A 14,962-nucleotide genomic window follows, 5' to 3' on the forward strand; every position below is an offset into this window, starting at 1 on the left:
GAGACTCAAGAGGTGCGGCGCTTAGTTCGCCGACGAGGCTGGCGCCGACGAGACGGCCGCCGACGAAGCCGCCGCCGTGATGGCTGCGGAGATCGGCGCGGAGTTCGGTCCGACGACGTCGCCGAAGCGCTTCGGCAGCGTCGCGCCGCGCGCCTCGGAGAGCTCGGCGAGCGTGAACTCGAAGAGGCCCTGGACTTCGAGCTTCGCGTCGGCACCCGTGCCGTCGCTCACGCCGACGCGGGTGACGGGGAAGTCACGCGCCTCGCACATCGCCTGGAAGCGCACGTCGTCGTCGTGCGGGACGGAGACGAGGATGCGCCCGGCCGACTCGCTGAACAGCGCGGTAGCGGCATCCACGCCCTCCTTGCGCATGAGGCCGTCGAGCACGATGCGCGCGCCGACGCCGAAGCGTGTCGACGCCTCGACGATCGCTGCCGCGAGGCCACCCTCGGAGAGGTCGTGCGCCGAGGTGAGGAGGCCCTGCTGGCCCGCGCCGATGACGAGGTCGGCGAGCGCCTTCTCGCGCTCGAGGTCGACCTGCGGGGGCAGGCCACCGAGGTGGCCGTGCACGACGTCGGCCCAGCTGGAGCCGGAGAGCTCCTCGAGGGTCGTGCCGAGGAGGTAGAGGTTGTCGCCCTCCTCCTGCCAGCCCGACGGGACCCGGCGTGCGACGTCATCGATGAGGCCGAGCACGGCGACGACGGGGGTCGGGTGGATGGGCACGTCGCCCGTCTGGTTGTAGAACGACACGTTGCCGCCCGTGACCGGGATGCCGAGTTCGAGGCAGCCATCCGCGAGTCCCTCGACGGCCTGCGCGAACTGCCACATGACCTCTGGGTTCTCAGGGCTGCCGAAGTTGAGGCAGTCGGAGACGGCGGCGGGGCGTGCGCCCGTGGCGGCGACGTTGCGGTACGCCTCGGCGAGCGCCAGCTTGGCCCCGGCAGAGGGGTCGAGCTGCGCGTAGCGGCCGTTGGCGTCGAGGCTGATGGCGAAGCCGAGCCCCGATTCCTCGTCGATGCGCACCATGCCGGCGTCCTCCGGGGTGCCGAAGGCGGTGTTGCCGAGCACGTAGCTGTCGTACTGCTGCGTGATCCACTCGGGGTTGGCGAGGTTCGCCGACGAGATGAGGGCGAGCACCTGCTCGCGGAGCTCCTCACCCGACTGGGGGCGGGGGAGGGCAGATGCGGAGTCGGCCTGGAGCGCGTCGATCCAGCTCGGGTAGGCGACGGGACGGTCGTAGACGGGCCCGTCGATCGCGACGGTGCGCGGGTCGACGTTCACGATCTCCACGCCGCGCCAGTTGATGACGAGGCGGCCGGTGTCGGTGACCTCGCCGAGCACGCTCGTCTCGACGTCCCACTTGTCGACGATCGCCATGAACGCGTCGAGCTTGTCGGGAGCGACGACCGCCATCATGCGCTCCTGGCTCTCCGACATGAGGATCTCCTCGGCCGTCAGGTTCGGGTCGCGCAGCAGCACCTTGTCGAGCTCGATGTACATGCCGCCGTCGCCTGCCGCCGCGAGCTCGCTCGTCGCGCAGGAGATGCCTGCGGCTCCGAGGTCCTGGATGCCCTCGACGACCTTCTCGCGGAACAGCTCGAGGCAGCACTCGATGAGCACCTTCTCGGCGAAGGGGTCACCGACCTGGACGGCCGGGCGCTTCGTGGGGCCCTTCTCGTCGAACGAGTCGGACGCGAGGATGGATGCGCCGCCGATGCCGTCGCCGCCCGTACGCGCGCCGAAGAGCACGACCTTGTTGCCGGCGCCGCGGGCGTTCGCGAGGTGGAGGTCCTCGTGGCGGAGCACTCCGACCGCGAGCGCGTTGACGAGCGGGTTCGCCTGGTACACGCTGTCGAACCAGGTCTCGCCGCCGATGTTCGGCAGGCCGAGGCAGTTGCCGTAGAAGGAGATGCCGCTCGTGACGCCGTGCACGACCCGTGCCGTGTCGGCCTCGTCGATCGCGCCGAAGCGGAGCGCATCCATGACCGCGACGGGGCGGGCACCCATGGAGATGATGTCGCGGACGATGCCGCCGACGCCGGTCGCGGCGCCCTGGAACGGCTCGATGTAGGAGGGGTGGTTGTGCGACTCGACCTTGAAGGTCACCGCCCAGCCCTCGCCAGCGTCGATGACGCCGGCGTTCTCGCCCATGCCGACCATGAGGTTCTTCTTCATCTCGTCGGAGACCTTCTGGCCGAACTGGCGCAGGTAGTTCTTCGAGGACTTGTAGGAGCAGTGCTCCGACCACATGACCGAGTACATGGCCAGCTCGCCCGAGGTGGGGCGGCGGCCGAGGATCTCGCGGATCTTGTCGTACTCGTCCGGCTTCAGCCCGAGGGCGCCGTACGGCTGCTCCTTCTCGGGAGTCGCCTTCGCGTTGTCGACGGTGTCCGGGCCAACTGCTTCGGAAGACGGGGTTGTGGTCTGGCTGCTCACTGGCGAGGCTCCTTCTGGCGGCGCGATGCGGAGAAGTCGGGGCGTGTCCGCACCGGACGAGTCTACGGCGTTCGCGGGCGGCCGCGCGATGGGCGGCGGATGCGCGCGAATGGGCTGTTCAGATGCGCGTCCGTCGGTGTTCATCCGGTGACCGCTGGTGTTCACGCTGGCGTGGTGGCCTGTGTCCGCCCAGCCAGTCGGCAGGGTTGCGCCGGCTGGCCTCTCGGCCTCCGGCCCCACCAGGATTCCGAGAAGGACATCGACTTCGCATGAACAAGCGACTTTCAATTGTGGCGACCCTCGCCCTCGCGGGACTTGCCCTGACCGCGTGCTCGCAGAGCCCCGCGACGGGTGAGACCGGCGACACCGCCGCTGCGGCGACCGCGACGAGCCTCGACGACTTCGGCAGCATGGAGGCGCTCGTCGAAGCCGCGAAGGCCGAAGGCACCATCAACGTCATCGCGCTGCCCGACGACTGGGCGAACTACGGCGAGATCAAGGCCGGCTTCACCGAGAAGTACGGCATCACCGTCAACTCGATCCTCCCCGACGCCTCCTCGCAGGAGGAGATCGCGGCGGCCGACGCCAACAAGGGAACCGACCAGGCGCCGGACGTCTTCGACCTCGGAGCGAACGTCGCCCTCGCATCCACCGACTACTTCGCGCCGTACCAGGTCGAGAACTGGGAGCACATCCCCGACGCCAACAAGGAGGCCACCGGCCTCTGGGTGAACGACTACACGGGCATCATGTCGGTCGGCTACAACGCCACCAAGTACGGCGAGATCACCTCGATCGACCAGCTCACCGACGCGAAGTTCGCGAACTCCGTCGCCCTCAACGGCAAGCCCGCAGAGGCCGGCGCGGCGTTCAACGGCTTCCTCTCGGCGAACAACGCCGTCGGCGGCGACTTCGCCGACCTGCAGCCGGGCCTCGACTACTTCGCGAAGCTCCAGGAGGCTGGCACCCTCAACCTGAAGGACGTCACGGCCGGCACCGTCGACGCCGGCGAACACGGTGTCGTCTTCGACTGGAGCTACAACCAGCTCTCGACCGTCGAGCGCCTCGAGGCGAAGGGCGTCGAGTGGGCGACCTTCGTGCCGAAGGGCGGCGAGATCGCCGCGTACTACAACCAGGCCATCAACGTCGACGCCCCGAACCCCGCCGCCGCTCGCCTCTGGATGGAGTACCTGTACTCGCCGGAGGTGCAGAACATCTGGCTCGCCGGCGGCGCCATGCCGGTCCTCTTCGACTGGATGGAAGCCGAGGGCACGGTCGACCAGACCGCGCTCGAGAGCCTCCCCGAGGTCGAGGGCACGCCCGTGACGCCCACCTCGGAAGAGGCCGAGACCGCGAACGCCTTCCTCGCCGAGAACTGGGACTCGACGATCTCCTGATGACCGCAACCGCACCCCTCGCGGCGGCGACCGAGCCGTCAGGCGCTGCACTCGCAGCCACGCCTGACGCGCTCGGGCGCCGCCCGTCGGGCGCATCCAAGGCGGCGTCGCGGACGTCGCTCTTCGGTGTCGCCCCCTTCCTCCTCTACACGGGCATCTTCCTGCTGCTGCCGACCGTGCTCGTCGCCATCGGCGCGTTCTTCACCAGACAGGGCGTCTTCACGACAAGCGGATTCGAGCGGCTCCTCTCTCCCGCCTCCATCACGATCTTCTGGACATCGACGTGGCTGTCGGTCGTCACCGCAGTGCTGGGCGCCGTCATCGGCGCCGTCGTCGCGTACGCCCTCTCCACGAGCCCGCCGAACAGCCTCGGTCGCCGCGTCTTCACGGCGTTCAACTCGGTCCTTGCGCAGTTCGGCGGCGTCATGCTCGCGTTCGCGTTCGTCGCGACGATCGGCACGAACGGGATGCTCACGCGCTTCCTGCAGGGAGCGGCCGGCTTCCAGGTCGACTCCGGCTTCCTGTCGAGCGTCCCAGGCCTCGTCGCCGTCTACCTCTACTTCCAGGTGCCGCTCATGGTCATCGTGTTCCTGCCGGCAGCGGACGGCATCCGCCGGGAATGGCGCGACGCGACCGTCATGCTCGGCGGCAGCTCGCTCGTCTACTGGTTCCGCGTCGCCGGCCCGCTGCTCGCGCCGAGCTTCCTCGGCTCCGTGCTCCTGCTGTTCGCGAACTCCTTCTCCGCCTTCGCGACGGCGGCCGCCCTCATCTCGCAGCAGACGATCATCGTGCCCATGGAGATCGAGGCGGCGCTGCGCAACGAGAACACCGCGGGGCTCGAGTCCTACGCGCAGGCCCTCGCGCTCGGGATGATCGTGGTCGTCGCCATCGTCATGTCGCTCTACGCGCTCCTGCAGAAGCGCAGCGCAAGGTGGTTGTCCCGATGACGCAGCTCGCAACATCCGCCCCTGCGCGTCCGCGCCGCCGTGGCCTCGTCGAGCGGGCCCGCCGCCGCCAGCAGGCCTTCCGCATCGCGGTACTCACCCTCACGACCGTCGCGCTGCTCGTGCCGCTCGTGAGCCTCTTCGAGTTCTCCATCCGCTTCCCGCTCACGGGGGAGGTCAGCTTCGACGCCTGGAAGCGCGTCTTCGCGGGCAACACGGGCGAGTACTCGACCCTCGACGTGCTCTGGTCCGGGCTCACGAACTCGCTCATCATGTGCGCCCTCACCGTCGCCATCATGCTCGTGCTGCTCGTGCCCACCATGGTGTGGGTGCGGCTCAAGGTGCCCGCCATGGACCGGGCGGTCGAGTTCATCTGCCTGCTGCCGCTCACCATCCCCGCCGTCGTGCTCGTCGTCGGACTCGCACCGATCTACCGCTTCCTCGCCTCCACGCCCCTCGGGTCGAACACCGTGTGGCTCGCGTTCGCCTACGTCGTGCTGGTGCTGCCGTTCGCCTACCGCTCGATCGACGCCGGCCTCCGGTCGATCGACCTGAAGACCCTCACCGAGGCCGCCCGCTCGTTCGGGGCGTCCTGGCCCGTCATCATCGTGCGCGTGATCCTGCCGAACATCCGCACCGCGCTCATCTCGGCGAGCTTCGTCACCATCGCGGTCGTGCTCGGCGAGTTCACCGTCGCCCGCTTCCTCGCCCGCGACAACCTGCAGACCGCCCTCTTCCAGATCAACCTCTCCGACGGGCAGATCGCCGCCGTCATGTCGCTCCTCGCGCTCGGCGTCACCACGATCCTGCTCATCGCCCTCGACCTGCTCGCGGGGCGCAGGGAGCGCACGACCCGAAAGGCACGCCCATGACCAGCACCCTCCCTGAAGTCGCCTCCCGTGGCGGCACCGACGCATCCACCTCCACCACGCACTCCCAGGTGGCCGTCGGCGTCGAGCTGCGCGGCGTCACGCGACGCTTCGGCCAGACCGTGGCGCTGCGCGGACTCGAGCTGAGCATCAAGCCCGGCGAGATGGTCGCCCTCCTCGGGCCCAGCGGATGCGGGAAGACCACTGCCCTGCGCGCGCTCGCGGGACTCGAGGACATCGACGAGGGCGAGATCCTCGTCGGCGGCCGCGACGTCGCGGACGTGCCAGCCTCGAAGCGCGACATGGCCATGGTGTTCCAGTCGTACTCGCTGTTCCCGCACCTGACCGTCGCGCAGAACGTCGCGTTCCCCCTCAGCCTCCGCCGCGGAATCTCCGCGAAGGAGCGCAACACGCGTGTGCCCGAGTACCTCGAGCTCGTCGGGCTCGGCGGCTTCGGCGAGCGGTACCCCAACGAGCTCTCCGGGGGTCAGCAGCAGCGAGTCGCGCTCGCACGCGCGCTCGCCGTCCAGCCGAAGGTGCTGCTCCTCGACGAGCCCCTCTCGGCGCTGGATGCGAAGGTGCGCGTGCAGCTGCGCGACGAGATCCGCCGCATCCAGCTCGAGGTGGGCATCACGACCGTGTTCGTCACGCACGACCAGGAGGAGGCGCTCGCCGTCGCCGACCGGGTCGCCGTCATGCGCGGCGGCATCATCGAGCAGCTCGGCGAGCCAGAGGCCATCTACTCGACGCCCGAGAACGCGTTCGTCGCCGACTTCATCGGCCACCACTCGCGCGTGCGGGCCAGCGCGGAGGGCGGAGTCGCGACGGTGCTCGGGCAGCGGGTGCCGCTGCTCGCGGGCAGCGCCGAGGGTGCCGTCGACGTGCTGCTCCGGCCGGAGCACGTGTCGTTCGCGGTGGCCGATTCCCGGCTCGCGGCGGACGAGTCGGGGGCCTCGGGTGCCGCGACCGCCGAGGCATCCGCGGGCGGTCCGAGCGCATCCACGAGCGTCGATGCTGACGGCGCTCTGCCAGCCGGTGAGGCGCTCGCGCGGGTCGTCTCGACCGGATTCCTCGGGGCCCACGTCGTCGTCCAGGCGCGGCTCGCGGACGGCACGCTCCTGCGGGCGCACATGCGGAGCCGCGACACGGGTGCGCTCGAGCCGGGCAGCGTCGTCGCCGTCGACGTGCATCCGGCCCCTGCGCTCGCGGTCCCCGCCGGGCAGTAGCTCTGCTGACCAACATGAGTGCGATTTCGCTGCGTTCTGGCGTTTGAGCGTCGGACACCGCCGAAATCGAACTGATGTTGGACACTCGCGGAGGTGCCGAGGCGCGCCCGGCCGGCTGAGCGCGGCTGCTAGACCTGCTGCACGTCGCTGCCGGCCGCTCGAAGCGCCGCGACGTCGTCGGCGGCGGCCTCGGTGCCGGTGATGATGCTCGCGAACTCGGCGAGCCCGCCGATGACGCCGACGTGGGCGCGGCCGAGCTTGCTGGCGTCGGCGACGACGACCGAGCGGTCCGCGGCGTGGAGCATGGCCCGTTTGAGCTCCGACTCCGGCAGGTTCACGTTGGTGACGCCGGCCGCGACCTGCACGCCAGTGCAGCCGATGATCGCGAGGTCGGTGTGGATGCGCTCCAGCATGGCGGATGCGTACGGCGCGACGAGCGAGTGCTGCAGCGGGCGGAGGGTGCCTCCGGTCACGACGACCGTGAAGCGGGGGATGGCCGATTCGAGGGCGAGCGCGATGGAGAGGCCGTTCGTGATGATGACGACGTCGTCGAGGTCTTCCCGGGCGAGGAGCGCCTCCGCCACGGCCGTCGTGGTGGTGCCGACGTCGAGGAGCACGCTCGAGCCGCTGGTCACGAGTGCGGCCGCGGCGATGCCGATGCGGCGTTTCTCGTCGGCGGCGCTCTGCTGCGCCGTCTCGAACGAGGTCTCGAGGCCGGTCGGCCCGTGCCCGTAGATCGCGCCGCCGTGCACGCGGCCCAGCACTCCGTCGCGTTCGAGCGCGGTGAGGTCCGAGCGCACGGTCACCTCGGAGACTCTGAGTTCTCGGCTCAGGTCGGCGACCCTGGCGAAGCCGGTACGCTTCACGAGTTCGACGAGCTCGGCTCTGCGTGTGTGCGCGGGGCCCTCTGGGGTCGTCTCGATGTTCACCACGGGATCCAGCTTACGCCTTCGCAAGCGAAAGGCACTTGACTTTCGAAAACGAAAGTGGCGTAATCGGAGCGTGCCTTCCCTCACCAACAACATCGTCAAGCGTCCGACGCTGCTCTCCGACGGTCGCGAGCTCATCTACTTCGACGACGCCGACACGACGCTCGACCCCGAGCGCGCCCTCGACAGCCGGGTGCCCGCCGACCGCCCACCGGTCGCCGAGATGCGTCAGGACCCGCTCACCGGTGAGTGGATCTCGATCGCCGCCGCCAGGCAGAACCGCGTCATGCTGCCCCCCAAGCACCTCGACCCCCTCGCGCCGTCCACGCCAGCCAACCTCACCGAGGTGCCGAGCAACTACGACGTCGCCGTGTTCGAGAACAAGTCGCCCTCGTTCGGCCCCGCGCTGGGTGGAGACGACATCGACGCTGCCGTGCAGCTCGAGGAGCTCGCATCCGTGGGCCTCGGCCGCACGAAGCCATCCATCGGTCGCTGCGAGGTCGTCTGCTTCAGCCCGGAGTCGGAGGGATCCTTCGCATCCCTCTCCCTCTCGCGCGCCCGCACGGTCGTCGAGGCCTGGGCCGACCGCACGACGGCGCTCTCGCAGCTGCCCGGCGTGCAGCAGGTGTTCCCCTTCGAGAACCGCGGCAAGGACATCGGGGTGACGCTGCACCACCCGCATGGCCAGATCTACTCCTACCCGTACATCACGCCGCGCACGAGCGCCCTCATCCGCTCGATCGAGACGTACGGGCCGACGCTGTTCCAGGACATCCTCGACTTCGAGCAGGCCTCCGACCGGGTCCTGCTGCGCGGCGAGCACGTCACGTTCTTCGTGCCGTTCGCCGCGCGCTGGCCGCTCGAGGTGCACATGCTTCCGCATCGCCACGTCGCCGACCTCGCCGAGACGACGGCCCAGGAGCGCGACGAGATCGCCCGCGAGTACCGCCGCGTGCTCCGCGCCATCGACGCGATCTATGACACCCCGACCCCCTACATCGCCGCCTGGCATCAGGCGCCAGTCAACTCGCATCGGGACGACATCCGGCTCATGCTGCAGATCACCTCGCCGCGACGCGCGGAGGACAAGCTCAAGTTCCTCGCCGGCTCGGAGTCGGCGATGGGCGCCTTCATCGGCGACGTCCCACCCGAAGCCACGGCAGGCCTTCTGCGCGCGGCGCTCGCGAAGGTGGACGCAGCGTGACCCGGCCGGAGCTCGCGACGACGGCCGCCGAGGCGTTCGCGCGCATCCACGATGGGGCGCCGGACGGCCTCTGGTCGTCGCCCGGCCGCGTGAACCTCATCGGGGAGCACACCGACTACAACGAGGGCTTCGTCTTCCCGTTCGCGATCGACCGGCACACGGTGGTCGCGGCGAGGCTGCGCGACGACCGATTCGTCCGCGTCTCGAGCGGCCTGCGCGAGGGCGTCGAGGAGATCGCCATCGACGAGCTGGCACCGGATGCGCTCGGCGGCTGGTCCGCGTACGCGCTCGGGGTCATCTGGGCTGCTGGCGAGCTGGGCGCCGACCTCAGCGAGGTGCGCGGCCTCGACCTGCACATCGAGTCGGATGTGCCCCTTGGGGCTGGCCTGTCCTCATCCGCTGCCCTCGAGGGGGCTGTGGCGGTCGCGATCGATGAGCTGTGGGGCCTCGGGCTCGACCGGCGGACGCTCGCTCGAGTCGGACGCCTCGCGGAGAACGAGGCCGTCGGTGCGCCGACGGGCATCATGGACCAGTCGGCGGTGCTCCTCGGCCAGCGCGACTCCGGCGTGCTGCTCGACTGCCGTTCGCTCGAGTCGAGGATCGTGCCGCTGGCGTTCGAGGCGCAGGGCCTCGCGCTGCTGGTCATCGACACCCGTGTCGAGCACTCCCACGCGAGCGGCGGCTACACGGAGCGGCGCGCGTCGTGCGAGAAGGGTGCGGCGGGGCTCGGCGTCGCCTCGCTGCGCGACGTGACGGTCGGCGACCTCGAGCGCGCAGAGCGGGTGCTGGACGACGAGACCTTCCGTCGGGTGCGGCACATCGTCACCGAGAACGCGAGGGTGCTTGCTGTCGTCGCTGCGCTCGGCGACAGCGGCCCGCGCAGCATCGGCCTGCTGCTCGCCGAGTCGCACGCATCGATGCGCGACGATTTCGAGATCTCCGTGCCCGAGCTCGACCTCGCTGTATCGACGGCCGTCGCTGCGGGAGCCATCGGCTCGCGCATGACGGGCGGCGGCTTCGGGGGAGCGGCGATCGCGCTTGTGGAACGCGGCGATCTCGCCAAGGTCTCGCGCAGCATCCACGAGGCCTTCGCCGCGGCCGGGTTCGCTGAGCCCGCGACCTTCGAGGTGCTCCCGTCGCAGGGCGCAGGTCGCGTCTGAGTCGCAGACATCGGGCTTGCGCATCCGCTTGCCGTCGGGCGGGTGCGCGGGTCCCAGGTCTGTGAGGTCTGTGGGATCTGCGGGCGCACGTCGTCTTGTCGGCGCAGACATTGGGGTTGCGCACCTAGCTGCCGTGGGGTGGATGCGGGAGGCCCAGGTCTGTGGGCGGGCCTCGCCTTCTTGGCGCAGATGTTGGGGTTGCGCACCTGGTTACCGCCGGGTGGGTGCGGGAGGCGCAGGTCTGGGCGCGTGCTTTGCCTTCTTGGCGCAGATGTTGGGGTTGCGCACCTGCTTGGCGCCGGGTGGGTGCGGGAGGCTCAGGTCTGTGAGGTCTGTGAGGTCTGTGAGGTCTGTGGGGTTTGTGGGCGGGCTTCGCCTTGTCGGCGCAGATGTTGGGGTTGCGCACCTGCTTACCGCCGGGTGGGTGCGGGAGGCCCAGGCCTGGGCGCGTGCTTTGCCTTCTTGGCGCAGATGTTGGGGTTGCGCACCTGCTTACCGCCGGGTGGATGCGGGAGGCGCAGGTCTGGGCGCGTGCTTCGGCTTCTCGGCGCAGATGTTGGGGTTGCGCATCCGCTTGCGGGTGGGTGCGGGAGGCTCAGGTCTGTGAGGTCTGTGAGGTCTGTGGGCCTGCTTCGTGTTGTAGGCGCAGACATTGGGCTTGCGCACCTGCTTGCCGCCGGGTGGGTGCGGGAGGCTGAGGTCTGTGAGGTCTGTGAGGTCTGTGAGGTCTGTGAGGTCTGTGCGGTCTGTGGGTGTGCTTCGTGTTGTCGGCGCAGATGTTGGGCTTGCGCACCTGCTTACCGCCGGGTGGGTGCGGGAGGCCCAGGTGTGTGGGCGTGCTTTGCCCTGTTGGCGCAGACATTGGGGTTGCGCACCTGCTTGCCGCCGGGTGGGTGCGGGAGGCCCAGGTCTGTGGGTTCTGTGGGGTCTGTGCGCGCGCGGCCCGGCCGCGTGCCTACCCGCGCGGGGCGAGCGACACGATGAGGTCGGTGCGCAGGTCGTCCGGGTTCATGTCGGGGCTCGGCTCGGTGACGTAGATCTCCACCATGGAGCCGGGCTCATCGCCAGAGTCGCGGAGGTCCTGGATGAGTCGACCCCACGATTCGCCGAGGCCGTCGAATGATCCGAGGTGCGACGCACCGGCCGCGGCTCCCGCCGGGAGGGTGGAGTTCTGGATCGTCACGTCGCCGACGAGCGTCTTCTCGCGGATCGGCTCGACGACCGGGAAGCCGATCTCGACGTCGAACGTCTGCGATGGGTCGCCGTGGTAGACCGCGAGGGCGGGTCCGGAGGGATGCACCTTGTCGGCGCCGATCGCTGCAGCCATCGCCTGGAAGGTCGTGTCGAAGAGCGTCCGTAGCTCGCGCATGCTGACGTTGTCGTAGCGCGCGACGGCAAGTGGAACGGCGCTCAGCTCGAAGCGCTCCACGCCCTGGCGGGGCGAATCGGGCAGCGGAAGTGTCTCTGGCATGGTGTCCTCCTCGACGCCCCACTCGAGCGGGGCAGATGCTTGACGCCAACCTAGGGCAACGGGCCGTGCGCAGGACGTCATTCACGGGTGACCTCCCCGGATTCTCGGCGGGTTCCTGGCATCGCTCCAGCGTGGGTCCAGCGCGGACGACGGCGCGCCGAAGGGCTACTATTCCGCAGGTGGCGCGCCGGCGCAGAAGACGGTCGGGTGGATGCGCCACCGAGCGACGAGAGACACGAGCTGCGCATGAACACGGTCGAGAACGACGGCATCGACTCAGGGGCGACCCCGAAGCGGCCGCTCGCGCGGGCGCTCACGGCGCGGCACATCCGCTTCATGGCGCTCGGCTCGGCCATCGGAACCGGCCTCTTCTACGGGTCCTCCGCCGCGATCCAGGCCGCGGGTCCGGCGGTCCTGCTCGCCTACATGATCGCGGGCGCCGCCGTCTTCATGGTGATGCGCGCGCTCGGCGAGATGACGGTGCGCCACCCCGTGACGGGCTCGTTCGGGCAGTTCGCGAACCGCTACCTCGGCGCACGCTGGGGGTTCATCACGGGCTGGACGTATGCGTTCGAGATGATCGTCGTCGCGATCGCCGACGTCACCGCGTTCGGCGTGTACATGGGTTTCTGGTACCCGGACGTCGCCCGCTGGGTGTGGATCGTCGCCGTCATCCTCTTCATCGCCGCCATCAACCTGCTCGGGGTGCGCGCGTTCGGCGAGCTCGAGTTCTGGCTCGCGCTCGTGAAGGTCACGGCCATCATCGCCATGATCGCCGGCGGCATCGCGATCATCATCTTCGGCTTCGGCAACCAGTCACCGGATGCGTCTGGCATCGGGGCGCTCTTCAACCCGGCGACGGGCGGCTTCTTCCCCATGGGCATCGAGGGCGTCATCGCGTCGTTCGCGATCGTGGTCTTCGCGTTCGGCGGCATCGAGATCATCGGCATCACGGCCGGCGAGGCGCAGGACCCGAAGCGCGTCATCCCGAAGGCCATCAACAGCGTGCCGCTGCGCATCCTCCTCTTCTACGTGGGCGCGCTCGCCGTCATCATGATGCTCGCGCCGTGGAACACGATCACGGGTGACGCGAGCCCGTTCGTGTCGATCTTCGATGGCCTCGGGATCCCCGCGGCCCCGCACATCCTGAACTTCGTCGTCATCACGGCGGCCCTCTCGGCCATCAACTCGGACGTGTTCGGCGCTGGCCGCATGATCTTCGGTCTCGCCGAGCAGGGCCAGGCGCCGCGCGTGTTCCTCCGCGTCTCCGGGAACGGCGTGCCGTGGGCGACGGTGGCGCTCATGGTCGCGGCGCTCGCGGTCGGCGCGTGGATGAACGCCGTCATCCCCGAGGACGTCTTCCTCGTGATCGCCTCCATCGCGACCTTCGCGACGGTGTGGGTGTGGATCATGATCGTCTGCTCGCACATCGCCATGAAGCGCGACATCGCGCGCGGCGGACGCAGCGCATCCGAGTTCCCTGTGCCGCTGTGGCCGTTCGCGTCGTGGGCGACCCTCGGCTTCCTCGTGTTCGTGCTCGGTGTGCTCGGCTGGTTCGAGAGCACCCGCGTCGCGCTCGTCGTCGGCGCGGTGTGGCTGGCCCTGCTGCTGCTCGCGTACCGGTTCGCGGTGGGCTCCGCCGGCAAGCGCCGCGCTGAGCTGGTCGACGAGACTACGGCGCTGGAGGTTCAGGCTGGTCGGCAGACGCCGGAAGTCAAGGGCACCTCCCGCGACTGAGCCGCCCCGATACGATGGGGGCGCACATTCCCGGTGAAACACGACGACTGAGGCGAGTGAACTTGCAATACATCTCTACCCGTGGCGGCACGCTCGGTTCCTACTCCGACGTTCTTCTCGAGGGCCTCGCCCCGAACGGCGGACTCGCCGTGCCGGAGCTGCTGCCGCACTTCACGAACGAGGACCTCGAGGGCTGGCGCTCGCTCGACTACGCCGGGCTGGCGACGGCGGTGCTCGGCCTCTTCGCGACCGACATTCCGCGAGAGGACCTCGAGCAGCTCACCGCGCACGCCTACGGGGAGGGCCGCTTCGCGTCAGAGGACGTCGTTCCGCTGCAGAAGCTGGATGCGCAGCTCACGCTCGTCGGTCTGTCCGAGGGGCCGACCCTCGCGTTCAAGGACATGGCGATGCAGTACCTCGGGCAGACGCTCGACTACGTGCTCGGCAAGCGCGACCGGGTGCTCAACGTGCTCGGTGCCACCTCGGGTGACACCGGGTCCGCCGCGGAGCACGCGCTGCGCGGACGCGAGCGCGTCTCGGTCTTCATGCTCTCGCCGCAGGGCCGCATGAGCGCGTTCCAGCGCGCGCAGATGTACTCGCTGCAGGACGAGAACGTGCACAACATCGCCGTGAAGGGCGTCTTCGACGACTGCCAGAACCTCGTGAAGCGCCTCGCCGAGGACATCGACTTCAAGCGCGGCAACAACATCGGCGCCGTCAACTCCATCAACTTCGGCCGCATCTCCGCCCAGATCGCGTACTACGTGTGGGCGTGGCTGCGTGCGACCGACGAGCTGTCGGCGGATGAGCGCGACGGCTTCGAGGTCTCGTTCGCGGTGCCGTCCGGCAACTTCGGCAACATCCTCTCGGGTCTGTACGCGAAGCTCATGGGCCTGCCGGTCCGCAAGCTCGTGCTCGCCGTCAACGAGAACAACGTGCTCGACGAGTTCTTCCGCACGGGCTTCTACCGCCCGCGCAACGCCGAGAACACCCTCGCCACGTCGAGCCCGTCGATGGATGTGTCGCGCGCGTCGAACCTCGAGCGGTTCGTGTTCGAGCTCCTCGGTCGCGACGGCGGCCGCACGGCTGCCGCCTGGAGCGAGCTCGCCGAGACCGGCGAGATCGACCTCTCCGTCGCGCAGCACACGTTCGAGCCGCTCTTCGGCATCGTCAGCGGAACGAGCACGCATGCCGACCGTCTCGCGACGATCCGCAGCGTGCACGACGCATCCGGTGTCACCATCGACCCGCACACGGCCGACGGCGTGAAGGTCGCGCGCGAGCACCTCGAGGACGGCGTGCCCATGCTGGTGCTCGAGACCGCGAAGCCGCAGAAGTTCGCCGACACCATCTCGGAGGCCCTCGGCTCGGCCGTCGATGTGGATGCGGAGACGCAGGCCCTCCTCGACGCCCCGCAGCGGGTCGTCGAGCTCGACGACGACGAGCAGGCGCTGCGCGCGTTCATCTCGGAGCGCGTGCTCCGCTAGGCCAAGTGGATGCGCTCGCTCGCCGGGCGCATCCACCCGCCTCTTGCCTGCCCTGTGCGCGCGGCAAACATGTGAAAAATGCATGCTCTCGACGTCGGGAGC

Annotated in this window: 11 protein-coding genes; 8 read left to right on the top strand and 3 right to left on the bottom strand. The window is 69.4% G+C overall.

Translation table 11 applies throughout. The features are described from left to right. Positions 1–21: 21 nt before the first annotated feature. Positions 22–2,436, bottom strand: coding sequence for a phosphoribosylformylglycinamidine synthase subunit PurL (purL, locus tag C5B99_RS02130; RefSeq protein WP_258063003.1), 2,415 nt, complete (start codon positions 2,434–2,436; stop codon positions 22–24). Positions 2,437–2,705: 269 nt separating this feature from the next. On the opposite strand from purL, the gene C5B99_RS02135 reads away from it, so the two are divergent. The 4 genes from C5B99_RS02135 to C5B99_RS02150 are packed head-to-tail and all read left to right on the top strand — an operon-like array spanning position 2,706 to position 6,872. Further along, the gene (locus C5B99_RS02135; RefSeq protein ID WP_104240132.1) at positions 2,706–3,833 is read left to right on the top strand and encodes an ABC transporter substrate-binding protein; all 1,128 of its coding nucleotides are present in this window, start codon (positions 2,706–2,708) and stop codon (positions 3,831–3,833) included. Then, positions 3,833–4,780 (top strand): ABC transporter permease subunit, encoded by a 948-nt coding sequence (locus C5B99_RS02140; RefSeq protein WP_104240133.1) that lies wholly within the window; start codon positions 3,833–3,835, stop codon positions 4,778–4,780. Before C5B99_RS02135 ends, C5B99_RS02140 begins: the two co-directional genes overlap by 1 nt. Further along, entirely contained in the window at positions 4,777–5,649 is an 873-nt protein-coding gene (locus C5B99_RS02145; protein ID WP_104240134.1) for an ABC transporter permease, read from the top strand. Before C5B99_RS02140 ends, C5B99_RS02145 begins: the two co-directional genes overlap by 4 nt. Next, positions 5,646–6,872 carry an ABC transporter ATP-binding protein gene (locus tag C5B99_RS02150; RefSeq protein ID WP_104240135.1) on the top strand — a complete coding sequence of 409 codons (1,227 nt, stop codon included), beginning with the start codon at positions 5,646–5,648 and terminating at the stop codon, positions 6,870–6,872. The genes C5B99_RS02145 and C5B99_RS02150 overlap by 4 nt, the downstream gene beginning before the upstream one ends. A gap of 128 nt (positions 6,873–7,000) precedes the next feature. Here the strand turns inward: C5B99_RS02150 and C5B99_RS02155 are convergent, their stop codons facing one another. Then, complete coding sequence (locus C5B99_RS02155) at positions 7,001–7,804, bottom strand: DeoR/GlpR family DNA-binding transcription regulator (protein ID WP_258063004.1); 804 nt, start codon at positions 7,802–7,804, stop codon at positions 7,001–7,003. A gap of 70 nt (positions 7,805–7,874) precedes the next feature. On the opposite strand from C5B99_RS02155, the gene galT reads away from it, so the two are divergent. Both galT and galK read left to right on the top strand, forming a co-directional pair. After that, the gene (gene galT, locus C5B99_RS02160) at positions 7,875–9,005 is read left to right on the top strand and encodes a galactose-1-phosphate uridylyltransferase (protein WP_258063005.1); all 1,131 of its coding nucleotides are present in this window, start codon (positions 7,875–7,877) and stop codon (positions 9,003–9,005) included. Next, positions 9,002–10,165 (top strand): galactokinase, encoded by a 1,164-nt coding sequence (galK, locus tag C5B99_RS02165; protein ID WP_104240136.1) that lies wholly within the window; start codon positions 9,002–9,004, stop codon positions 10,163–10,165. The genes galT and galK overlap by 4 nt, the downstream gene beginning before the upstream one ends. Before the next feature lie 955 nt (positions 10,166–11,120). Here galK and C5B99_RS02170 read toward each other — a convergent pair. Beyond that, positions 11,121–11,636 carry a GyrI-like domain-containing protein gene (locus C5B99_RS02170; RefSeq protein WP_181059575.1) on the bottom strand — a complete coding sequence of 172 codons (516 nt, stop codon included), beginning with the start codon at positions 11,634–11,636 and terminating at the stop codon, positions 11,121–11,123. A 246-nt stretch (positions 11,637–11,882) separates the two neighbouring features. Here C5B99_RS02170 and C5B99_RS02175 point away from each other — a divergent pair, with 246 nt between their 5' ends. Together C5B99_RS02175 and thrC are read left to right on the top strand one after the other, a co-directional pair. Next, the gene (locus C5B99_RS02175) at positions 11,883–13,373 is read left to right on the top strand and encodes an amino acid permease (RefSeq protein WP_104240138.1); all 1,491 of its coding nucleotides are present in this window, start codon (positions 11,883–11,885) and stop codon (positions 13,371–13,373) included. Positions 13,374–13,435: 62 nt separating this feature from the next. Further along, positions 13,436–14,860: a threonine synthase gene (gene thrC / locus C5B99_RS02180; protein ID WP_104240239.1), complete on the top strand. Its 1,425-nt coding sequence runs from the start codon at positions 13,436–13,438 to the stop codon at positions 14,858–14,860. Positions 14,861–14,962 lie beyond the last annotated feature (102 nt).

Source organism: Pseudoclavibacter sp. Z016, assembly GCF_002931215.1.
Lineage (GTDB): Bacteria > Actinomycetota > Actinomycetes > Actinomycetales > Microbacteriaceae > Pseudoclavibacter.

What these genes read in the sequence shown, in the direction of transcription:
- C5B99_RS02135 (WP_104240132.1), top strand. Translation starts at nt 2,706, where the DNA reads ATGAACAAGCGACTTTCAATTGTGGCGACCCTCGCCCTCGCGGGACTT.
- C5B99_RS02140 (WP_104240133.1), top strand. Translation starts at nt 3,833, where the DNA reads ATGACCGCAACCGCACCCCTCGCGGCGGCGACCGAGCCGTCAGGCGCT.
- C5B99_RS02145 (WP_104240134.1), top strand. Translation starts at nt 4,777, where the DNA reads ATGACGCAGCTCGCAACATCCGCCCCTGCGCGTCCGCGCCGCCGTGGC.
- C5B99_RS02150 (WP_104240135.1), top strand. Translation starts at nt 5,646, where the DNA reads ATGACCAGCACCCTCCCTGAAGTCGCCTCCCGTGGCGGCACCGACGCA.
- C5B99_RS02170 (WP_181059575.1), bottom strand. Translation starts at nt 11,636, where the DNA reads ATGCCAGAGACACTTCCGCTGCCCGATTCGCCCCGCCAGGGCGTGGAG.
- C5B99_RS02175 (WP_104240138.1), top strand. Translation starts at nt 11,883, where the DNA reads ATGAACACGGTCGAGAACGACGGCATCGACTCAGGGGCGACCCCGAAG.